Source organism: Stenotrophomonas maltophilia group sp. msm1 (genome assembly GCF_032025805.1).
GTDB lineage: Bacteria > Pseudomonadota > Gammaproteobacteria > Xanthomonadales > Xanthomonadaceae > Stenotrophomonas > Stenotrophomonas hibiscicola.
The window spans coordinates 1-20214 of record NZ_JAVSKH010000007.1; the positions used below are offsets into that span (position 1 = coordinate 1).

Annotated in this window: 19 protein-coding genes; 10 read left to right on the forward strand and 9 right to left on the reverse strand. The window is 67.0% G+C overall.

What is annotated here, in order from left to right:
- Positions 1-473 precede the first annotated feature (473 nt).
- Positions 474-1010, forward strand: a complete 537-nt coding sequence (locus ROV95_RS21355) for an adenine phosphoribosyltransferase (protein ID WP_111202596.1) — start codon at positions 474-476, stop codon at positions 1008-1010.
- Between the two features lie 32 nt (positions 1011-1042).
- Here ROV95_RS21355 and ROV95_RS21360 read toward each other — a convergent pair whose 3' ends face one another.
- The 4 genes from ROV95_RS21360 to ROV95_RS21375 form a co-directional block, all read right to left on the reverse strand.
- Positions 1043-2845 carry a DUF885 domain-containing protein gene (locus tag ROV95_RS21360; RefSeq protein ID WP_312546332.1) on the reverse strand — a complete coding sequence of 601 codons (1803 nt, stop codon included), beginning with the start codon at positions 2843-2845 and terminating at the stop codon, positions 1043-1045.
- 236 nt (positions 2846-3081) lie between these two features.
- Entirely contained in the window at positions 3082-3597 is a 516-nt protein-coding gene (locus ROV95_RS21365) for a cytochrome c oxidase assembly factor Coa1 family protein (RefSeq protein ID WP_019661666.1), read from the reverse strand.
- Positions 3598-3622: 25 nt separating this feature from the next.
- A complete protein-coding gene (locus ROV95_RS21370) occupies positions 3623-5848 on the reverse strand; it encodes a S9 family peptidase (RefSeq protein WP_312546334.1) in 2226 nt (741 codons plus the stop codon).
- Positions 5849-6007: 159 nt separating this feature from the next.
- Complete coding sequence (locus tag ROV95_RS21375; RefSeq protein WP_312546336.1) at positions 6008-6697, reverse strand: glutathione binding-like protein; 690 nt, start codon at positions 6695-6697, stop codon at positions 6008-6010.
- Positions 6698-6807: 110 nt separating this feature from the next.
- On the opposite strand from ROV95_RS21375, the gene ROV95_RS21380 reads away from it, so the two are divergent.
- Both ROV95_RS21380 and ROV95_RS21385 read left to right on the forward strand, forming a co-directional pair.
- Positions 6808-7449: a TIGR00645 family protein gene (locus ROV95_RS21380; protein ID WP_019661669.1), complete on the forward strand. Its 642-nt coding sequence runs from the start codon at positions 6808-6810 to the stop codon at positions 7447-7449.
- A 201-nt stretch (positions 7450-7650) separates the two neighbouring features.
- Complete coding sequence (locus tag ROV95_RS21385; protein ID WP_227853735.1) at positions 7651-8652, forward strand: energy transducer TonB; 1002 nt, start codon at positions 7651-7653, stop codon at positions 8650-8652.
- Positions 8653-8736: 84 nt separating this feature from the next.
- On the opposite strand, the gene ROV95_RS21390 is transcribed toward ROV95_RS21385, so the two are convergent.
- Positions 8737-8991, reverse strand: coding sequence for a hypothetical protein (locus ROV95_RS21390; protein WP_134730910.1), 255 nt, complete (start codon positions 8989-8991; stop codon positions 8737-8739).
- Positions 8992-9069: 78 nt separating this feature from the next.
- On the opposite strand from ROV95_RS21390, the gene ROV95_RS21395 reads away from it, so the two are divergent.
- Together ROV95_RS21395 and ROV95_RS21400 are read left to right on the forward strand one after the other, a co-directional pair.
- Positions 9070-9855 (forward strand): helix-turn-helix transcriptional regulator, encoded by a 786-nt coding sequence (locus tag ROV95_RS21395; protein WP_312543797.1) that lies wholly within the window; start codon positions 9070-9072, stop codon positions 9853-9855.
- Between the two features lie 67 nt (positions 9856-9922).
- Positions 9923-10351, forward strand: a complete 429-nt coding sequence (locus tag ROV95_RS21400; RefSeq protein ID WP_312542644.1) for a hypothetical protein — start codon at positions 9923-9925, stop codon at positions 10349-10351.
- Positions 10352-10423: 72 nt separating this feature from the next.
- On the opposite strand, the gene ROV95_RS21405 is transcribed toward ROV95_RS21400, so the two are convergent.
- The 3 genes from ROV95_RS21405 to ROV95_RS21415 are packed head-to-tail and all read right to left on the reverse strand — an operon-like array spanning position 10424 to position 13874.
- Positions 10424-11608, reverse strand: coding sequence for an ABC transporter permease (locus tag ROV95_RS21405; protein WP_058979100.1), 1185 nt, complete (start codon positions 11606-11608; stop codon positions 10424-10426).
- Complete coding sequence (locus ROV95_RS21410; protein ID WP_021203318.1) at positions 11605-12351, reverse strand: ATP-binding cassette domain-containing protein; 747 nt, start codon at positions 12349-12351, stop codon at positions 11605-11607. The genes ROV95_RS21405 and ROV95_RS21410 overlap by 4 nt, the downstream gene beginning before the upstream one ends.
- Positions 12348-13874: an alpha/beta fold hydrolase gene (locus ROV95_RS21415; RefSeq protein ID WP_312546337.1), complete on the reverse strand. Its 1527-nt coding sequence runs from the start codon at positions 13872-13874 to the stop codon at positions 12348-12350. The genes ROV95_RS21410 and ROV95_RS21415 overlap by 4 nt, the downstream gene beginning before the upstream one ends.
- 296 nt (positions 13875-14170) lie before the next feature.
- Between ROV95_RS21415 and ROV95_RS21420 the strand changes: the two genes are divergently transcribed.
- The 3 genes from ROV95_RS21420 (at position 14171) to ROV95_RS21430 (ending at position 17410) form a co-directional block, all read left to right on the forward strand.
- Positions 14171-14698 carry a DUF1203 domain-containing protein gene (locus ROV95_RS21420; protein WP_312546338.1) on the forward strand — a complete coding sequence of 176 codons (528 nt, stop codon included), beginning with the start codon at positions 14171-14173 and terminating at the stop codon, positions 14696-14698.
- Between the two features lie 191 nt (positions 14699-14889).
- Positions 14890-16062: a lytic polysaccharide monooxygenase gene (locus ROV95_RS21425; RefSeq protein ID WP_312546339.1), complete on the forward strand. Its 1173-nt coding sequence runs from the start codon at positions 14890-14892 to the stop codon at positions 16060-16062.
- Between the two features lie 178 nt (positions 16063-16240).
- Positions 16241-17410, forward strand: coding sequence for a lytic polysaccharide monooxygenase (locus ROV95_RS21430; RefSeq protein ID WP_312542647.1), 1170 nt, complete (start codon positions 16241-16243; stop codon positions 17408-17410).
- 113 nt (positions 17411-17523) lie between these two features.
- On the opposite strand, the gene ROV95_RS21435 is transcribed toward ROV95_RS21430, so the two are convergent.
- The gene (locus tag ROV95_RS21435; RefSeq protein ID WP_312546340.1) at positions 17524-18273 is read right to left on the reverse strand and encodes a ferredoxin--NADP reductase; all 750 of its coding nucleotides are present in this window, start codon (positions 18271-18273) and stop codon (positions 17524-17526) included.
- Between the two features lie 84 nt (positions 18274-18357).
- On the opposite strand from ROV95_RS21435, the gene ROV95_RS21440 reads away from it, so the two are divergent.
- Together ROV95_RS21440 and ROV95_RS21445 are read left to right on the forward strand one after the other, a co-directional pair.
- Complete coding sequence (locus ROV95_RS21440) at positions 18358-19326, forward strand: ABC transporter ATP-binding protein (protein ID WP_019661681.1); 969 nt, start codon at positions 18358-18360, stop codon at positions 19324-19326.
- Positions 19323-20114: an ABC transporter permease gene (locus ROV95_RS21445; protein ID WP_005411568.1), complete on the forward strand. Its 792-nt coding sequence runs from the start codon at positions 19323-19325 to the stop codon at positions 20112-20114. The genes ROV95_RS21440 and ROV95_RS21445 overlap by 4 nt, the downstream gene beginning before the upstream one ends.
- The last annotated feature ends 100 nt before the right edge of the window (positions 20115-20214 follow it).

The window sequence follows — 20214 nt, forward strand, 5'->3', positions numbered from 1 at the left end:
CATGGCGCCAACGGTCCTGCAGCCCCACACCGCCCCACCTCCGACAGATTCCCGCTGCTGTGGGTAGGTGTCGACCTTGGTCGACACGGTAGATCCACGCCATGCGTGGATGCTCTTCGTTCAATCTTCGAAATACTCGATTTCGATGAAGATTCATCCACGCATGGCGTGGATCTACAGAAAGCAATGCCCGACAGATCGCAGAAATCTGTCGAAGGCGGGGTGGGTCCGGTTGCGGGGGCGTGAGCGCCATGGATGGCGCGACCGAGCCTACACGGACGTATCTACGGCGCCCCCCGCAGCCGGACCCACCCCGCCATCCCACGGAATGCACGCTGTTGCTGTTGCTGTTGAGGTTGCCGGCCAGCGGCCGGCACTACCGCAGGCGCCCGGCGCAGCCCGGCCGAACACCCCAACAGGCAGCCGGCGCCCGGAACAGGTACCCTATGCCGCCATCAGATAGCCAACGTGACATGACCGACGCCCTCGTCGCTCCGCAGTGGGCCTCCCGCCTGCGCGACATCGCCGACTTCCCCAAGCCCGGCATCCTCTTCAAGGACATCATGCCGCTGCTCGCCCATGGCGAGGACTTCCGCGGTGCCATCACCGCGATGGCCGACCGCTGGCGCGACCAGAAGCTGGATGCCGTGGTGGGCATCGAATCGCGCGGCTTCATCCTCGGCGCCGCGATGGCGCTGGAACTGGGGGTGGGCTTCGTGCCGGTGCGCAAGCCGGGCAAGCTGCCGGGCCAGGTGCTGCGCGAGGAATACACGCTCGAATACCGCAGCGACTGCATCGAAGTGCACGCCGATGCGCTGCCGGCCGGTGCCCGCGTGGCGATCATCGACGACGTGCTGGCCACGGGCGGCACGCTGGTCGCCGCGTTGTCGCTGGTGCGCCGCCTGGGTGTCGAGGTGGTGGGTGCCGGCGTGCTGGTCGAGCTGGACGGCCTCGGCGGCCGCGCGCGCTGGGAAGCGGACCTGCCGCTGCACACCGAACTGGTGTTCTGAGCCTGTCGCCGGGCATGGCCCGGCGCTACCGATTATTTCTGCCGGTACTTCGGCACGAACACCTTGTTCACCGCATCAGCCAGCTGGTCCGGCGGCAGCAGGCCCTGGTCGAGCAGGAAGTTGTTGAACGCAAGGCGGTCGAACTTCGCACCCAGTGCCAGCTCGGTCTGCATGCGCAGTTCCAGGATGCGGGTGTAGCCGTAGAAGTAGCTGCCGGCCTGGCCCGGCATGCGCACCATGTAGCGGTCCAGTTCCTGGGTGGCCATTGCCTTGGACAGGCCGACCTGCTCCATCAGCACGCGCTCGCCGTTGGTGCGGTCGGTCAGGCCGAGGTTGAGCATCGGGTCCAGCATCGCGCGCGCGGCGCGCAGCAGGCGGAACTGCAGGGCGATCATCTGACCGTCCAGCGGTTCGTAGGGCACCATCTCGGCCTCGGCATACAGTGCCCAGCCTTCCACGTTCACCGAATTGAACGCGAACATGGTGCGTGCCAGCGACACGCCACGCTCGACCATCGCGGTGAACTGGAGCTCGTGGCCGGGGCGGCCTTCATGCGCGCTCAGCGTCCATGCTGCCGCACCGAAGTTGAAGTCGTCGTACTGCGCGCCCGGGCCCGCTGCCGGGTTGCCCAGCGGCAGCACGAAGGTGCCCTGCTGCCCGGTGTTGTTGACCAGCGGCGCCGGCAGGAAATGCGGCGCGGGACTGGCCGCGCTCTCGGCGGCCGAACCCAGGCGCATCTGCATGGCGCGCTGGGGCACGTCGACGATGGCATGCTCGCGGATCAGCGGATCGATCGCGTCGATCACCTTGCGGTAGTGGCCTTCCAGATGGTCGTCGGCGATCTTGTCGGCCTTCAGCGCGCGGATCACCGCCACCGGGTCGCTCGGGTCGGCCACCTTCAGGCCCTTGTCCTTCACCACCAGCGGCGCCAGCTGCTGCATCGCCGAGCGGGTTTCCATGAACTCCAGCTGCGCGCGCTGCATCAGCAGCTTCGGGTCGATGTCGATGCCGACCTGCTTGAGCTGGTAGGCGTACAGCGGCGCCGGCAGGCGCGCATCGGTGCGTGCCTTCGGCAGCACGTCCTTGCGGGTCCAGGCGGCGTAGTCCTTCATCTGCCCGGCCAGGGCCTTCATTGCTTCATCGGTGCCGGCGATTTGGTACTTCTTCAGCAGCGACTCGATACCGGTGATGTAGGTCTCGACGTTGTCCAGCGACTGCTGCACTTCGATCCTGGTCGGCTGCAGCAGGCTGGTGTCCTTCAGGCGCTCTTCATAGCGCTGGCGGGCCAGCGTGGTGAAGGCGGTGCCGCCCGGCTGCAGGCCGGCATAGGCCTTGAGGCGGTCGATCGCCTTGGCCCGGCGCTCGGCCGGCACCTGGTCGGACAGCAGCAGGTTGAGGCCGCTGAACACGGTCTGCGGCGCATCACTCCACGGCAGCAGGTATTTCTCGTTGAGCTCGCTGCCTTCGATGTTCTGGCTGGCGGCGTGGATCATGATCTCCAGGTCCTGGCGGACGTTGGGATCCTTCTCGGTGGCCAGCTTTGCCTTGAGTTCATCGCGGGCTTTGGCCATCGCGGCGCGATAGCGCTTGCCGTTGTCCGGGCCAAGGTCTGCGACCTTGTCGTCGTAGCCGGGAACGCCGAAGAAGCCGGTTTCCTCCGGCTGGAACGGGCCTTGTGCATCAAGCAGGATCTGCGCCAGTGCATTGCTGCGGGCAACCCAGGCCGGGCTGGCCGGGGTAGCGGCCTTGGCGGCGGGTGCGGCCAACGCCGGTGGCGCAGACAGCAGCGGTGCGGCAGTCAGGGCCAGGGCAACGGCGAACGCAATCGGCTTCATGGTGCACTCCAGGACGGGGTTGCCCGCACCCTACGCGCTCACGGCGATGGCGACAATCGGCGGGAAGTCATGGCGGCTGGTTGTGCAGCCGGGGCTCCGCGGAAGCCTGCCGGCGTAGAGTCGACTGTCAGTCGACTATCGCGCGCAGCGCGGGGGTTTCGCTATCTGACCGAAGAGCAGTCGACTGACAGTCGACTCTACCCGGTCGACGTCCCGCAGTCGCCTGCCCGGGGAGGTCACAACGCGGCGGTCAGCGGGCATTCGCCGCGATCACGGCAGGCCTGCAGCTCGCACTCCTGCGCAGCCTCATCATCATCCAGCGCCGTCAGGTCGAAGGTCTGCTTGTCTTCGGCCAGCACGTACATCACCGGGTAGTCCCAGACATCGTCACGACGGATGCCCTGCACGAACAACCGCCCGCGTGCCTGCGGCCCTTCCAGCGCAACGGTCAGGCCAACGTCGCGCTGGCCGTTGATGGCGGTCTGCATGCTGCCCAGCGGCATCGATTCGATATGCAGCGGCTCGCCGAAGGCTTCCACCAGTTCGATGCTGCAGCCCGCGCGGCGCAACGCTTCGCGCATCGGTGGACTTTCGCGTGCCGCCTCGCTCCAGCGCAACAGGCTCCAGGTCACCACGCCGCCGGCGCCACCCAGCACCAGCACCACCGTCAGCGGCATCGCCCAGCGCCAGTGGCGGCGCCACCATCCGGTGGACGTCTGGCGATGGGCGGGAATCGGCGGTGGCAGGGTCATCGGCGGGCTCCTTCCCGGTTGCGGATCAGGGTTTCAGGCAGCGTCCCAGGAAGGCTTCGGCCACGCGGTAGCGATGCAGGGCATCGGCGCCCGACAGGCCATGCTTGGCACCCGGGTAGGTCATCAGCTCGAACGGCTGTGCACGCTTCTGCAGCGCGCTCATCAGGCTGGTCGAGTTGGTGAACAGCACGTTGTCGTCGGCCATGCCGTGGATCAGCAGCAGCGGCGAGCGCAGGCCGTCGATATGGGTCAGCACGCGCGCTTCGCGATAACCGGCTTCATTGCGTGCCGGCAGATCCATGTAGCGTTCGGTGTAGTGGCTGTCGTACAGGCCCCAGTCGGTCACCGGCGCACCGGCCACGCCGCAGGCGTACTGGTTCGAGGCCTTGGCCAGCAGCATCAGGGTCATGTAACCGCCGTTGGACCAGCCCTGCACGCCAATGCGCGCCGGGTCCACCCACGGCTGCTGCTTGAGCCAGGCCACGCCGCGCAGCTGGTCGGTCACTTCCACCGTGCCCTGCTTCCCGTACAGCGCACCACCGAAGTCGCGGCCACTGCGCGGGGTGCCGCGGTTGTCCAGCGAGAACACCACGTAGCCCTGCTGGGCCAGGTACTGGTTGAACAGGTGATCACCGCGGCCGGGCCAGCTGTCGGTGACGGTCTGGCTGGCCGGGCCGCCATAGACATACACCGCCACCGGGTAGCGCTTGGACGGATCAAAGCCGGCCGGCTTGATCAGGCTGTAGTTCAGTGGGGTCTTGCCATCGGCGGCGGTCAGCGTGCCGAACTCGACCGGGCGCTGCGCGTCGCGGTAGCGCGCATACGGGTGCCTGGGATCGGCCAGGTCGTTCTCCACCAGCGTAGCGATCTTCTCGCCATTGGCGCGGAACAGCTCGATCTGCGGCGGCGTGGTGCTGTTGGACCAGCTGTCGACATAGACGCTGGCATTGCGGGCGAACGTGGCGCTGTGCATGCCCGGTGCCTTGGACAGGCGCTGGGGCTCGCCGCCCTGCAGCGATACCGCGTAGATCTGGCTTTCGCGCGAGGTTTCGATGCCGGCGCGGAAGTAGGCCTTGCCGGCCTTCTCATCAACCGCCAGCAGTTCGTCCACCGGCCAGTTGCCGTGGGTCAGCGCGGTGGTCTTGCCCTTGCTGTCGATGCGGTACAGGTGCTGGAAGCCGGTACGCTCGGACGACCACAGCACGCTGCCGTCTTCCAGGAAGCGCAGGCTGTTATGCAGCGGCACCCAGGTCGGGCTGGTCTCGTGGGCGAGCACGCGCTGGCGGTTGGAGTCGAGCGCCACTTCCACCAGGTCCAGCTGCTTCTGGTCACGCGACTGGCGCTGGAAACTCAGGTGCTGCGGATCGCGCCAATCGACGCGGGCCAGGTAGATATCCTGTTCCCTGCCGAGGTCGACCCAGCGCGGCTGCGCATCGGCGGCCGGTGCGATCACGCCCAGCTGCACGCGCACGTTGGCGTCGCCGGCGGCCGGGTAACGCTGCTCGATCACGTCGGTGCGGTCGGCATAGACCTCGTAGCGCTTCTGTACCGGCACCGGCGATTCATCGATGCGGGCAAAGGCAATGGCCGAATCATCCGGCGCCCACCAGTAGCCGGTGTGGCGATCCATCTCCTCATCGGCGACGAACTCGGCCACGCCGTTGCCGATGGTGGTGCTGCCGTCGTGGGTCAGCTGCAGCTGCTTGCCATTGGCCAGGTCGATCACCCACAGGTTGCGGCCGCGGATGAAGCTGACGAAACCGCCCTTGGGCGACAGCTTGGCGTCGGTGGCGAAACCTTCACCGTGGGTCAGCTGGCGCACGGCCGCCTGGCCCTGCTGCTTGAGGTCGTACAGGTAGAGTTCGCCGCCCAGCGGGAACAGCAGGCGCTGCGCGTCCGGCGACCACTGGTAATCAACGATGCCGGTCATCGCGGCGATGCGCTGGCGCTCGCGGCGTGCCTTTTCCTCGTCGCTGAGGGTCTCGGTGCCGGGCAGCACCACCTTGGAATCAACAAGCAGCCGGGTCTGGCCGCTACCGATGTCGTAGGTCCACAGGTCCAGCTGGTTTCGGTCGCTGTCCTTGCCGCGCAGGAAGCTGACCTGGGATCCGTCCGGTGCCACCTTGGGCTTCATCAAGGTCGGGCCGGACAGCGGCAGCGGACCGGTGATGGCTTCCAGGGTCAGCTTTTCAGCGTGGGCAGCGGTTGTGGTGGCAAGCATGAGGGCGAGCGAAGCGAACAGGTGGCGCATGGAGGGTCCCGGCAAACGGCAGGTCCGCCCCCGCGATGGACGCGGAGCGGTCGTCCCCCATCCTAACCAAGCCCGTGCGGGAAGGCAGCATGACCTTCTGCCCATAGCAGTGCGGACGAGTGCCGACCAACGGTCGGCACCCACCTTCAGATGCCGGGGTCAGCGCTGGCCGAACAGATGCTTGCGCTCTTCGTCGCTGAGCGGCTTGCCGGCGTTGGGGTTCACCTGCTGGCGCAGGGCATAGGCGCGCTGGGTGGCCGGGCGTGCGGCAATCGCTTCATGCCAGCGCTTGAGGTTCGGGAACGCGGCGAAGTCCACCGGCTGCGTGTCGTAGGCGCCGACCCACGGGTAGCTGGCCATGTCGGCGATGGTGTACTCATCGCCGGCCAGGAAGGCGTGCTGGGCCAGGCGCTTGTCCATCACCCCGTGCAGGCGGCGCACCTCGTTGTCGTAGCGCTCGATGGCATAGGGAATCTTCTCCGGCGCGTACACGTTGAAGTGGCCCATCTGGCCACTCATCGGGCCCAGGCCCGCCATCTGCCAGAACAGCCATTCCAGGGTGGTCACGCGGCCACGCGCGTCGCTGGGCAGGAAGCGGCCGGTCTTCTCGGCCAGGTACAGCAGGATCGCGCCGGACTCGAACACACTCTGGGGAGCACCGCCATCGGCCGGGGCATGGTCGACGATGGCCGGCATCTTGTTGTTCGGCGAGATGGCCAGGAATTCCGGCTTGAACTGGTCGCCCGAGCCGATGTTGACCGGATGGATGCGGTACTCCAGGCCGGCTTCCTCCAGCAGCAGGGTCACTTTGTGGCCGTTCGGGGTGGGCCAGTAATACAGGTCGATCATGGCGGCGGCTCGGGGTGCGGAAAGGAACCTGAAGTCTAGTGCGTGAGTTGGGTTGGCACCGTCATGGCGGGCCGGTAACCTCGCGGCTCCCCCGAAACGCACTGTCCTGCATGAGCCACAGTCCTCGTCCCTTGTCCCCGTTGTCCTCGCTGATCTTCGCCTCGCGCTGGCTGCAGCTGCCGCTGTACCTGGGCCTGATCCTTGCCCAGTGCGTCTACGTGTTCCTGTTCGGCAAGGAACTGTGGCACCTGCTGTCCCACTCGGTGTCGATGGGCGAACAGCAGATCATGCTGATCGTGCTGGGCCTGATCGACGTGGTGATGATCTCCAACCTGCTGGTGATGGTGATCGTCGGCGGCTATGAAACCTTCGTCTCGCGCCTGCGCCTGGAAGGCCACCCGGACCAGCCGGAATGGCTGAGCCACGTCAACGCCAGCGTGCTGAAGGTGAAGCTGGCGATGGCGATCATCGGCATCTCCTCGATCCACCTGCTGAAGACCTTCATCGCCACCAGCGCGTTGAAGGGACTGCCGCTGTGCAAACCGGAACAATGGGCAGCGGCAGTGTCTTCGGCGTCGACCAGTTTCTACAACGCTGGCGTCGATACCTGCACGACCATGACCCAGGAAGGTGTGCTGTGGCAGACCATCATCCACTGCGTGTTCATCCTGTCGGCGATCGGCATCGCCTGGACCGACAAGCTGATGTCCAACGGCCACAGCAAGTCGCACGACAAGGCACACGACCACTGAGGTCGCCGCCGGCCACGACATGATCACTGCGGCCCCACCCGGCCACCACCCCTTGTGCGGGGCGGTGGCCGGGATGCTAGATTGCATCCTCGCCGTTGCCGGCGGTGGCGTCGGGAAACGCCACCCTGCCGCGCCTGGACCACGGGTCCCGGCCATGCATATCAATGATTTACGTCACGTCGTCTTCTAGAGGGGAGCAGGATGTCGCACGTCTCAACGATCACCGCCGCGCGCCGGTGGCTGCCGGTTGCTTTGGCACTGGCGCTGGCCGCCTGCTCGGGCAAGGAAGAATCCGCAGCACCGGCTCCGGCCGCCGCCCCCAACGCCGCTGCACCGGCCGCACCGGTGGTCGCCGCCAAGGTGCAGTCGATGGGCACCGAGCAGCTGCGTGAGTCGGCCAGCCAGGCCCTGCGCGAGAACCGCATGTACGCGCCGGCCGGCGACAATGCCATCGAGTACTACCTCGCCCTGCGCGACAAGACCCCGGACGACGCCTCGGTGAAGAGCGCGCTGACCGACCTGCTGCCCTACACCCTGATCGCCGCCGAGCAGCACCTGGGCCGCGAGGACTACACCGAAGCACAGCGCCTGGTGGCACTGATCGAGAAGGTGGATGCCTCCGCGCCCGCCCTGCCGCGCCTGAAGGACGGTCTGTCCAAGGGCGTGGAAAACGCGGCCAAGCGCACCGAGACCGAAGCGGAGAAGGCAAAGAAGGACGCCGAGGAGCGCAGCAAGCAGCAGATCGAACAGCAGCGCCTGGCCGAACAACGCGCCAAGGAAGCCGACGCGGCCAAGCAGATCGCTGCCCAGCAGGACGCCGCACGCCGCGACAACGAACGCCAGGAAGCCGAGCGCCAGGCCGCCGCACGCCGCGAAGCCGAACAGAAGCAGCAGCAGGCCGCGGCCCAGCAGGCCAGCGCGGCGCGCCAGGCCGCGGCTGCCGCCGCGCCCACCCTGCGCCCGATCAGTACGCCGGCGCCGCGCTATCCGGCCGAGGCACTGCGTTCGGGAACGTCGGGCGAAGTGCTGGTGGAGATCACGGTCGGTACCGACGGCTCGGTGGTCAACGCCCGCGTGCTGCGCGCAACCTCCGGCCGCACCTTCGACCGCGAAGCCCTGAACGCAGTCAAGCGCTGGCGCTTCGAGCCGGTCAGCGCGCCGGTCACCACCCGCCGCACCCTGGTGTTCGCGCCAGGCGGCTGACCGCAGAAAAGGGGACGGGGGGGGATTAAGTCGTTTCCGCCCCAAAATGACCACACGGCCCGGCATCTCCGGGCCGTGTCCGCTTCAGGAGAGGCTGTCAATCAGGCGTTGCAGTGCCGGATCGCGCGCGGCCAGCACCTGGAACAGGCCCAGCGCATGCAGGCCCGGCAGCAGCCCACGCAGATCTGCTTCGGCGGTGGCGCGGGTGGCGTCATCGCTGGCGGGGTCCTGCCAGTCACGGACGCTGGCGAGGAAGGCGCCCACGCTGCCCTTGCGCACGATGAGGCCGTTTACCTGCACGTCGTTCTGATGGTCGGGAAGAATGTCCTGGGGCTGCATCGGGGCGGCTCGTGTTGGAATGGGCGCCCAGTGTGGCGCGCGCGGATCGGCGCTTCTGCCGTATAACTGCCAATGGATATGGCAGATCAGACACCGACCGGCTTGATTGATCCGGCATTGGCGGACGCCGACGACGGCCCCATCGTGCTGGCCGGCCAGCTGCGCGTGCCCGGAAGGCGGCGCACCGCGCGCCACCAGCACGTGCGCGGCCAGTTGCTGGGTGCCCACCACGGCCTGCTGCGGATCGAGGCCGGCGACCTGCACTGGCTGCTGCCGGCGGGGCATGTTGCCTGGATACCGCCCTTGCTGCCCCACGCCCTGGTAGGGGCAGACGCATTCGATGGCTGGAGCCTGTACGTCCGCGCCGATACCGGCCTGGATCTGCCCCCGCTGCCCCGCATTTTCCAACCCGATGTGCTGTTGCAGGCGGCGGTGACGCGGGCACTGCGCTGGCCGCATCAGGCACTGGACGCTGCGCAGGCACGCCTGGCCGGCGTCATCGCCGATGAGATCCGTGCCAGCACTCCCTTGCCACTTGCCCTGCCACAACCGCAGGATCGACGGTTGCGGCGGATCGCGGCGGCGCTGGCACGGTCGCCGGACGACCTTCGCAGCGTCGAAGCGTGGGCAGCCACCAGCGGACTGTCCAGCCGCAGTCTCGCCCGCCGTTGGCAGGCCGAAACTGGCATGGCCTTGAGCCAGTGGCGGCAGCGCCTGCGCGTGCTGCTGTCGCTGCCACTCCTGCTGGCGGGCGAACCCGTGATCAGCGTCGCCCTGTCGATGGGCTACGACACGCCCAGTTCGTTCATCGCCGTGTTCAAGCGCGAGATGGGTGTGACGCCTGCGCGGTATAGAAGAGGCTGACGCATTCGGCACTTCCGCCGCCTTTCCGCACCTCCCAAGCTCGCTGTCGATCTCAAGGAAAGAACAGATGAAGTACGACGACGCCAGCTGGCATTCCGGCGGTGATTTCCCCGCGGATCTTCCTGCAGAGGCTGGGGCTACTCACATTGGCATGTACCTGGCGTGGCTGCTGCTACAGGGAATGGCAAGCGCGGAACTCGCCGAGGACGCAGAAGAAGACCTGCAGGCGCTGCGGGAACGTAGTACGACGCCGGGCCTGTTCCTGCTTCAATGCAGCGACGGCAAATTCGTAGACGCTCTGATCAGTGATGAAGCCAACACGTTCACTGCTGTGTACTACGACCTCGAGAATGGCCAGTATCTCGAAGACTATGAGGCACAGCTGGGGGCCCACGTCATTTCGCTGTACCACGTCGCCGACACCTGGGAAAACTTCGACCGACTGGCACCGGTGATCGCTCAGCGCTTCGCCGCTTGGCAGGCAACACAATCCTGAAAACAACGAGGCCCGGAATGACCGGGCCTCGTTTCATATCCGCCGGGCATGGCCCGGCGCTACCCGTGGCGGTCAGCCGGAGATGGCCAGGCGCTCGTTGTGGTAGCGGCGCACGGCGGCGAACCACAGTACGGCGGCCAGGCCGAGGCTGGCGCCGAGGTAGATCGCCCAGACCGTCGGGGTGATGGTCTCGTGGCGGATCACCTTCAGCAGCATCTGGTTCTGCGACAGGAACGGCACGGCGTACTGCCACATCTCGCTCTTCAGCGGATAGGCCACCAGGGCGTAGCCAGGCAGCATCGGCAGCAGCATCAGCCAGGTCATGTGGCTCTGCGCTTCCTTCATGCTCTTGGCCGCAGCCGACAGGAAGGTCAGCAGCGAGGTGCCGATCAGCAGCATCGGCAACATCACCAGCAGCATCTGCAGCATCGAGCCGACGTTCATGTTGAACTGGCGGCCGATGTTGCCGGGGGCGATCTGCGCGCTCACCTTGAACGCGACCAGGGTCAGCAGCAGCGACACGAAACCGACCACGCAGGCGGCGGCGATCTTGCCGCTGACGATCGCACTGCGCGAGCCCGGCGTGGCCAGCAAGGGTTCCAGTGACTGCCGCTCGCGCTCGCCGGCCGTGGCGTCCATCACCAGGTAGGCGCCACCGATGAACGAGGTCAGCGTCAGCAGTACCGGCAGCAGCATCGACAGGATCATGCCGCGCTTGGCCTCGGCACTGGCCAGGTCCTGGCGCGCCACGTCCAGCGGGCGTGCCACCTGTGCGTCGATGCCGCGTGCCATCAGGCGCAAGGCACCGACCTGGCCGTTGTAGGTGGCCAGCGCCGCCTCCAGGCGTGCACTGGGCACTTCGGCCGCGCGACGCGTGCTGTCCTTGATCACCTCCACCAGCGCCGGCTTGCCCTCGGCCCAGTCCTTGCCGAACTCATCGCTGATGCGCAGCGCCACATCGATGTCCTGGGTGCGGATGGCCTCGGCCAGGTCCTTCGGTGCCGGTGCGGTGTTCAGCCCCTGCGCGGCGAGGAAGCGCACCAGGTTCGGCGCGTTGTCCGCACCGATGGTCGGAATCTGCAGCGGTTGTTCGATCTGGGTGCGCACCCGGCTCTCGGCCAGCTTGCCCATGCCCAGCAGCAGCACCGGGTACAGCAGTGGCCCGAACAGCAGGGTCAGAAGCAGCGTGCGGCGGTCACGCGACAGGTCACGCAGCTCCTTGCGCATCACCGTCATCAGGGTCGACATCATGCTCATGCGTGCAGGCCCTCTTCGCTGCCGATCAGTTTCACGAACGCATCTTCCAGGTTGGATTCGCCGGCCTGCGCACGCAGTTCGTCGGCGCTGCCGGCGGCCATCACCGTGCCCTTGGCGATGATCACGATGTGATCGCACAGCGCGGCCACCTCCTGCATGATGTGGCTGGACAGGATCACACAGCGACCCTCTTCGCGCAGGCCCAGCAGGAAGCGGCGCAGCGCGCGCGTGGTCATCACGTCCAGGCCGTTGGTCGGTTCATCGAGAATGACGTTGCGAGGGTCGTGCACCAGCGCGCGGGCAATCGCGGTCTTGGTGCGCTGGCCCTGCGAGAAGCCATCGGTCTGGCGGTCGAGGATGTCCCCCATGTCCAGCGCGTGCGACAGCACCTCGATGCGTTCGCGGATGCGCTCGGCCGACAGGCCATGCAGTTCGCCGAAGTAGGCGATGTTCTCGCGCGCAGTCAGGCGCTTGTAGACGCCACGCGCATCAGGCAGCACGCCGAGGTGGCGACGCACCTCCACCGGATTGCGCGCCGCATCGATGCCGTCGACAGTGATGCTGCCCTGATCGGGCGTCATCAGCGTGTACAGCATGCGCATGGTGGTGGTCTTGCCGGCACCGTTGGGCCCCAGCAGGCCGGTGATGCGGCCATCCTCGGCGCGGAAGCCGACGTTGGACACTGCCTGGATACGGCCGGTGCGGGTGTCGAAGGCCTTGTGCAGGTTGTCGGCGACGATCATGGTTCCCATCCGTTGAACGAGGTGAACGCCGGCACGTAGCTCAGCGTATCCAGGCAGCCGGCGTCCAGCGCCTTGGCATCGGTCGTGTCGATGAACTGGCCGAGCAGGCGCGGCATGCAGCCGGCGGTCAGCGTGCCGTGGCCCTGGCCACGGGCGACCAGCGCGCGTCCATTGGGCAGGCCCTTGAGGACCTGCTCGGCATAGCGCGGCGGGGTCACCGGGTCCAGTTCACCAGACAACAGCAGCGCCGGTACGTCACTGCGCAGCGGCACGGCATTGGCTGCCGGTGCCGGACGGTGCGGCCACACCGGGCAGGCCGCGAAGAACGCACTGGCCACCTCGTTGCTAAACAGCCGCTCGGGATCCTCGGCCGGCGCGTGGTAGCGCGGCGCATCTTCGCTGCAGATCACCGACCAATGCATCCCGCGGTTGATCTGGAAATCCATGCTGCGGTTCGCACCGCGTGCCAGCGAGGCGAGCGGCGCGTAGCGGCCGTGCGCGGCTTCATCAAGAACCAGCGGCAGCAATGAGGCGTACTGGGGTACGTAGGAAAACGCAAAAGCCAGGCCCACCACGCTGTCCGGTGTCAGCACATCCTTCCGGGTCCCGAAGGTGCCGGGGTCGCGATACTCGACCGGAACCGGTGCACGGCGCAGGGTCTCGACCACGCTGCGCAGCTGCGCACGGGTATCGGTCGGGAAGCGCTTGCTGCAGGCAACGTCCTTGCGGCACTGCGCCGACTGCAGGGCGATCGCGTCCTCGAATGTCCTGGCGAAATCGCCGCCCACCACCAGCTCATTCGGCACCACGCCATCGATGACGATGCTGCGGGTGTGCTGTGGATAGGTGCCCGCATAGCGCTGGGCCACGCGGGTACCGTAGGAGCCGCCAACCAGGTTGAGCTGGTCCACACCGAGCGCCGCACGCACCGCATCCAGATCGGCGATCGCCTCGGTGGTGGTGTAGAAGCGCGCATCGGCACGCCCCTGCAGCGATGCGGCACAGCGCTGGGCGTAGTCGCGCAGCGATGCCTCGGAAGGCGCGGCATCCTCATCCATCGGCAGCTCCTTCCCGTCCGCGCCCAGGCAGCTGAGCGGGCTGGAACCGCCAGTGCCGCGCTGGTCGATCAGGAACACGTCGCGCTGTTTGCGCACCTGACGCAGTGCAGTATCGACGATGACCGCCACCTCGCTGGCCGCCTGGCCGGGGCCGCCGGCCAGGAAGAACACCGGATCCGGCTGGCTGGCGCCGCTGCTGCCCGATTCCAGCCAGGCGATACGCAGGCCGATCCGGCGACCGTCAGGCTGGGCCCGGTCCTCCGGCACCTGCAGGGTGGCGCACTGCGCCTCCACGTTGGCGCTGGCACCTACCGTGGACAGCGTGCAGGGCTGGAAATCGATCGTGCCGAAGCGGCGGCCGGGTGCGTCAGTGGCGCCCTCGGCGCCGGGTGACGGCGGCTGGCTGCAACCGGCAAGCATCAGGCTGGCCAACGCTGCGGCCAACGCGAGGTGGAGTCTTTGCATCGTGCTCGTTTCCCCTGGAAGACGTTCCTGGCAACCACGACGGGCTGCCGCGGAAGATGTGACCCAACTTACACGGGCAGCGCGCCGACGGCGATGGGCAATGACGAATCCGCCGCCAACGGCGCGCAGACCAGACGGTCCTGCCCCTCGGCCTTGGTCGGCACAGGGCGGCATCGGCGGCGACCCGCAGCGCCCCACGGGCCAGTGCCCCGGCCTGACGGCGATGCGGGGTCTGAAAACGGCGAGCACGGCCGCCGGCGCACGCGCAGAATCCGCCGCAGACCCAGGAGACACCCATGCACACGTGGTACCTCGGTGGCATCGACCATCGCCCCTTCCTGCACCTGTTCGAGATGAGCGACTGCGCGCTCGCTGCGCTCGGCATCCAGCGTCGCTGGGCCGGCGCCAACGGCGGGCATCCCTGCCGGATCAGCCTGAGCGATCCCGCGCCTGGCAGCGAGCTGCTCCTGCTGTCCCACGTCCACCTGCCGCTGCATTCGCCGTACCGCGCCGCCGGCCCGATCTTCGTGCAGCGCGGCGTGACCCGTTGCGTCCTGCCGCCGGGCGAGGTGCCCCCGTATGTGCAGCGCCGGGTGATCTCGATGCGTGCCTATGACCACGCCGCGCTGATGTGCGGTGCCCAGGTCTGTGCGGGCACCGAGGTGGCCGACCACCTGGATGCACTGTCTGCCGACCCGTCGGTGGCGTTCGTTCAGCTGCACAACGCCGCGCATGGCTGTTTCTCGTGCCAGGCAGATCGGGTGGGTACCGGGACTGCGTCGCGTGATCTCCATGACGTGATCGATGCCACGCCGGTCACGTGACGTCCAGCGCATCCGTTCAGCCCTGCGTGAAGCCTGCGGGAAGGGCTTCACATGCGCAGTCACGGATCGGCACTGCGATGGTTCCGCCGCCTGCAGTGCGACTCGATACTCGCCCTGGTGCCGCCGAAAGTCCGCCGCCCAGCGCAGCGCCTGCGGTCACCGTTCCCTTTCGACGACCACAAGGATGCGCCATGTCATTCCGATCCACACCGCTGTTGCTGGCCACCTCGTTCGCCGCTGCGGGCCTGTGCCTGGCCGGCAACGCGTTCGCCCACGGCACGATGACCACGCCGGTCAGCCGCGTCTATGCCTGCTTCCAGGGCAATCCCGAGAATCCGACCAACCCGGCCTGTGCCGCTGCAAAAGCGATTGGCGGTTCACAGGCGTTCTACGACTGGAATGGCATCAACCAGGCCAACGCCAACGGCAACCATCAGGCCGTGGTGCCCGACGGCAAGCTGTGCAGCGGCAACAACCCGACCTTCCGCGGCCTGGACGTGAACCGCAGTGACTGGCAGACCACGCCGATCCACGCCGATGCCAATGGCAGGTTCACCTTCGTGTTCAAGGCAACCGCGCCGCACGCCACGCGCGACTGGCGCTTCTTCGTCACCCGCGACGGCTGGCAACCGGGCAGCCCGTTGCGCTGGGCCGACCTGCAGGAGTTCTGCACGCTGGGCAATACACCGCTCTCTGCCGATGGCACCTACAAGCTGCAGTGCACGCTGCCGCAGCGCAGCGGCCAGCATGTGATCTACAACACCTGGCAGCGCTCGGATTCGACCGAGGCGTTCTACACCTGCATGGACGTGCGCTTTGAAAGCGGCGGCGGTGGTACGACGCCGGCACCGCAATGGCAGGATGCCGGCCCGGTCACCGCCCGCGGTGAATTGCCGGTCGGTACGACGCTGGCACTGCGCGTGTTCAATGCCAGCGGCAACGATGTCGAACGTGTGGAAGCGACGCTGGCCAGCGGCCAGACCTCGGCCGCGCAATGGCCCTTGGCGCTGGCCCGCAAGGTCAATGCCAGTGCCCAGCATGCGCGCGTGGGCGTGCTGGCCAATGGTGCAATCACGCCGACGGCCTCGGCCACCGCCAACCGCGTGTACCTGAAGGATGGCAACCGCTTCCAGCTCGATACCCAGGTGCCCGACCCGGGTACACCATCGCCGGGTGGTGATTTCGACCACGTGTACCCGGCGGGCATCGGCAGCTATGTGCCGGGCCAGACCGTGGTGAAGAGCAGCGACGGCAAGCTGTATGCCTGCCGCCCGTTCCCGGAAGGTGCATGGTGCAACGTCAATGCCGAGGCCTACCGGCCGGGCGTGGGCGCGGCCTGGCGCGATGCGTGGATCGCGTACTGAGGCAGTGATGCGGGAGGCGGTGCACAATGCACCGCCTTTCGCCCGGATGACGGCAAAGTAAGCACCGTGTTGCAGATCGAACACAGCCGCCATCGATTTCAAACTTGTCCGATGTTGCCGGCGCATCTGCATGTGAAGACTCCTTGAGGTTTCCCACACCTCGCAAAGGAGTCTCTGCATGCACCTGTCCCATCGGGCAGTCTTCGCACTGTCCGTCGTCGCCGGCCTGGCCTTGTCCGGCAACGCCTTCGCCCACGGCACCCTGTCCAAGCCGCTCAGCCGCGTGAAGCAGTGCCACGAGGGCAATCCGGAGAATCCGACCAACCCGGCCTGCGCCGCCGCCAAGGCCATCGGCGGCGCCCAGCCGTTCTACGACTGGGCCGGTGTCAACCAGGCCAACGCCAACGGCAACCATCAAGCGGTGGTTCCAGATGGCGAGTTGTGCAGCGGCGGCAACAGCAAGTACCGCGGCCTCGATCTGAACCGCAGTGACTGGCCGACCTCGCCGATCCGCGCCGATTCGCGCGGGCGCTACACCTTCGAGTTCAAGGCACCGGCCCCGCATGCTACCCGCGAGTGGAAGTTCTACGTCACCCGCGACGGCTGGCAGCCGGGCAGCCCGCTGCGCTGGGCCGACCTGCAGGAATTCTGCACGCTGGGCAACGTGCCGGTCTCCGGCGACGTCTACAAGCTGGATTGCCCGCTGCCCAAGCGCAGCGGCCAGCACATCATCTACAACACCTGGCAGCGCTCGGATTCCGGTGAAGCGTTCTATACCTGCGCGGATGTGCGCTTCGAAGGCGGTGGTGGCGTTGAACCGCCGCCGCAGTGGCAGGACGCCGGCCCGGTCACCGCCCGCGGTGCATTGGAAGAAGGCACCACCCTGACGCTGCGCGTGTTCAACGCCCAGGGCAATGATCTGGAGCGTCCGGAGATCACCCTGGCCGCAGGCCAGACCGCTGCGAACCAGTGGCCGCTGGCGCTGGCCCGCAAGGTCAACGCCAGTGCACAGCAGGCGCGTGTGGGCGTAATGAGGAACGGCGTGATCACGCCGGTCGCCTCGGCCACCGAGAACCGCGTCTACCTGAAGCCGGGCAACCTGTTCCAGATCGATACCCGCCTGCCGGGCCCGGTCGATCCAATCGATCCGCCGCCGGCTGACGACTACGACTTCGTATACCCCGCGGGTATCGGCAGCTACAAGCCGGGCCAGACCGTGGTGAAGGGCACCGACGGCAAGCTGTATGCCTGCCGCCCGTTCCCGGAAGGCGCCTGGTGCAACATCAATGCAGAGGCCTACCGTCCGGGTACCGGCTCTGCCTGGCGTGATGCCTGGATCGAGTACTGAAGGCAGGGTACCGGGGGCGGCGTGGGGTCGCCTCCGGTTTCCAGGATTGCCGGCCAGCGGCCGGCACTACCAGGTTCGTGGGGTTGCCGGCCAGCGGCCGGCACCAGCCGGACCTACTTGCTGCTGACGTACTTCTCGCGGCGGATCTGCGGGTTGCCCAGGCCGGCGGCCTTCAGCAGCTCGGCGCAGGCATCGACCATGTCCGGGTTGCCGCACAGGTAGGCGACGTCGGTGGCCGGGTCCGGCGTGAAACCGGCCAGCGCCTGCTGCACGTAGCCGTGCTGTACATCCGGGTGCGGTTCGGCCGGCAATTCGCGCGACAGGCACGGAACATAACGGAAGTTCGCGTGCTTTTCGGCGAAGCTGTAGAAATCTTCGCTGTACAGCAGCTCGCCCGGGCTGCGCGCGCCCTGCAGCAGCACGATCTGCACATCGCGTTCGGCCATGGCCTTTTCCAGCAGCGGCAGCATGGAACGGTACGGGGTAACGCCGGTACCGGTGGCGATCAGCAGGTAACGGGCGTTGTGGTCACCGGGATTCAGGCAGAACCGGCCATAGGGGCCGGACGCACTGATCTGGCCGCCCGGCTCCAGTGCCTCGAACAGGGCCGTGGCAGCACCACCGGGCACGAAACTGACCGCGATATCCACCGCCTCGCCCGGGCCCAGCGCATGGTCGTGGATGGTCGCCAGCGAGTAGCTGCGCTTGGTTTCGGTGCCGTCGGCGTAGCTGAAATGGACCTGGATGAACTGGCCGGGCTGGAAATCCAGTGGCTGTCCATCATCACGCACGAACTGGTAGTGGCCGACGGTCGGGGCCAGCATGCGGCAGCCGACCAGCTTGAGGGGGAATTGAACAGGCACGACTTTTCGGGACAGTGTGTAGCCGGGGCAAGCCCTCGGGGTCTTCTATAATAGCCCCTCCCCGCCCCTCTCCAGCGCCAGCCCATGGGCGCGAAGGCTTCGAGCTTGGCATCCCAGAACGATACGGCGCCCGCCCTGCGCGTGCGCGACCTGCGCAAGACCTACGACAACGGCACCCAGGCCCTGAAGGGGGTTTCCCTGGAAGTGGCCCCGGGCGACTTCTTCGCTCTGCTCGGCCCCAACGGGGCCGGCAAGTCGACCCTGATCGGCATCATCAGCTCCCTGGTCAACCTCAGCGAGGGCCAGGTGGAGGTGTTCGGCAGCGACCTGGTGCGCAACCGCAGCGCGACCATGCGCCTGATCGGGCTGGTGCCTCAGGAAATCAACTTCAACCTGTTCGAGAAGCCCTTCGACATCCTGGTGAACTACGCCGGCTTCTATGGCGTGCCGCGCGAGGAAGCCGAGCAGCGTGCCGAAGAGGAACTGAAGCGCGCGCACCTGTGGGAAAAGGCACAGGTGATGAGCCGCACGCTGTCCGGCGGCATGAAGCGCCGGCTGATGATCGCCCGCGCGATGATGACCCGCCCGCGCCTGCTGATCCTGGACGAACCGACCGCCGGCGTGGACATCGAGATCCGCCGCGACATGTGGCGCGTGCTGAAGGAGATCAACGGTGCCGGCACCACGATCATCCTCACCACGCACTACCTGGAAGAGGCCGAGTACCTGTGCCGCCACCTGGCGATCATCAACCATGGCCAGATCGTCGAACAGGGGCCGATGCGCACCCTGCTGGCCAAGCTGGACGTGGAAGGCTTCCTGCTGGACATCGACGGTGACCTGCCGGCGCAGCTGCCGGTGATCGAGGGCGCGACGCTGACCGCCCCGGACCCGCACACGCTGGACATCGATATGCCACGCGCGATGGACCTCAACCGCGTGTTTGCGACGCTCAACGCGTCCGGTATCCGCGTGCGTTCGATGCGTACCAAGAGCAACCGCCTGGAGGAGCTGTTCGTGCGCCTCACCGGCAACATGGAGAAGCCCGCATGAGCACCACCGAGCTGACCGACGGCCAGCGCAACCGCATCGCGCTGATGACCATCGTGCGCCGCGAAGTCGCCCGCATCATGCGCATCTGGGGCCAGACCCTGGTGCCGCCGGCGATCACCATGACCCTGTACTTCCTCATCTTCGGCAACCTGATCGGGTCGCGCGTGGGTGACATGGGCGGCTACACCTACATGCAGTTCATCGTGCCGGGCCTGGTGATGATGAGCGTGATCCAGAACAGCTACGGCAACATCAGCTCCTCGTTTTTCGGCGCCAAATTCGGCCGCCACGTCGAAGAGCTGCTGGTCAGCCCGATGCCGAACTGGGTGATCCTGTGGGGCTATGTGGCTGGCGCGGTGCTGCGCGGCCTGATGGTGGGCGTGATCGTGCTGATCATCGCGATGTTCTTCACCCCGGTGCGCATCCCGCACCCGCTGGTGATGCTGACCACGGTGATCCTGGGCGCGACGATCTTCTCGCTGGCCGGTTTCATCAACGCGGTGTATGCGAAGAAGTTCGATGACGTGGCGATCGTGCCGACCTTCATCCTGACCCCGCTGACCTATCTGGGTGGCGTGTTCTATTCGGTGAAGCTGCTGCCGGGCTGGGCCGAGGCGGCCACGCACGCCAACCCGATCTTCTACATGGTCAACGCGTTCCGCTATGGCCTGTTGGGCAGCAGCGATGTACCGCTGCCGGTGGCCTACGGTCTGATGATCGGTTTCGTGGTGGTGCTGACGGCGCTGGCGCTGTGGCTGCTGCGCCGTGGCGTGGGCATGCGCAGCTGAGTTTTGCCTGCAGGGCCTGCGGCCCTGCACCCGCTGAATCAACGTCAACTTCAACGGCAAAAGCTGACTATCCGGGGGATGGCGGGGGGAGTCCGGTTGC

Excerpts from the sequence above, each read along its gene's own strand:
- ROV95_RS21390 (WP_134730910.1), bottom strand. The coding sequence starts at position 8,991 with ATGCAGCCCCAGGACATTCTTCCCGACCATCAGAACGACGTGCAGGTA.
- ROV95_RS21395 (WP_312543797.1), top strand. The coding sequence starts at position 9,070 with ATGGCAGATCAGACACCGACCGGCTTGATTGATCCGGCATTGGCGGAC.
- ROV95_RS21445 (WP_005411568.1), top strand. The coding sequence starts at position 19,323 with ATGAGCACCACCGAGCTGACCGACGGCCAGCGCAACCGCATCGCGCTG.
- ROV95_RS21425 (WP_312546339.1), top strand. The coding sequence starts at position 14,890 with ATGTCATTCCGATCCACACCGCTGTTGCTGGCCACCTCGTTCGCCGCT.
- ROV95_RS21360 (WP_312546332.1), bottom strand. The coding sequence starts at position 2,845 with ATGAAGCCGATTGCGTTCGCCGTTGCCCTGGCCCTGACTGCCGCACCG.
- ROV95_RS21355 (WP_111202596.1), top strand. The coding sequence starts at position 474 with ATGACCGACGCCCTCGTCGCTCCGCAGTGGGCCTCCCGCCTGCGCGAC.
- ROV95_RS21400 (WP_312542644.1), top strand. The coding sequence starts at position 9,923 with ATGAAGTACGACGACGCCAGCTGGCATTCCGGCGGTGATTTCCCCGCG.
- ROV95_RS21440 (WP_019661681.1), top strand. The coding sequence starts at position 18,358 with ATGGGCGCGAAGGCTTCGAGCTTGGCATCCCAGAACGATACGGCGCCC.
- ROV95_RS21415 (WP_312546337.1), bottom strand. The coding sequence starts at position 13,874 with ATGCAAAGACTCCACCTCGCGTTGGCCGCAGCGTTGGCCAGCCTGATG.
- ROV95_RS21385 (WP_227853735.1), top strand. The coding sequence starts at position 7,651 with ATGTCGCACGTCTCAACGATCACCGCCGCGCGCCGGTGGCTGCCGGTT.
- ROV95_RS21370 (WP_312546334.1), bottom strand. The coding sequence starts at position 5,848 with ATGCGCCACCTGTTCGCTTCGCTCGCCCTCATGCTTGCCACCACAACC.
- ROV95_RS21430 (WP_312542647.1), top strand. The coding sequence starts at position 16,241 with ATGCACCTGTCCCATCGGGCAGTCTTCGCACTGTCCGTCGTCGCCGGC.
- ROV95_RS21420 (WP_312546338.1), top strand. The coding sequence starts at position 14,171 with ATGCACACGTGGTACCTCGGTGGCATCGACCATCGCCCCTTCCTGCAC.
- ROV95_RS21380 (WP_019661669.1), top strand. The coding sequence starts at position 6,808 with ATGAGCCACAGTCCTCGTCCCTTGTCCCCGTTGTCCTCGCTGATCTTC.
- ROV95_RS21410 (WP_021203318.1), bottom strand. The coding sequence starts at position 12,351 with ATGATCGTCGCCGACAACCTGCACAAGGCCTTCGACACCCGCACCGGC.
- ROV95_RS21365 (WP_019661666.1), bottom strand. The coding sequence starts at position 3,597 with ATGACCCTGCCACCGCCGATTCCCGCCCATCGCCAGACGTCCACCGGA.
- ROV95_RS21375 (WP_312546336.1), bottom strand. The coding sequence starts at position 6,697 with ATGATCGACCTGTATTACTGGCCCACCCCGAACGGCCACAAAGTGACC.
- ROV95_RS21405 (WP_058979100.1), bottom strand. The coding sequence starts at position 11,608 with ATGAGCATGATGTCGACCCTGATGACGGTGATGCGCAAGGAGCTGCGT.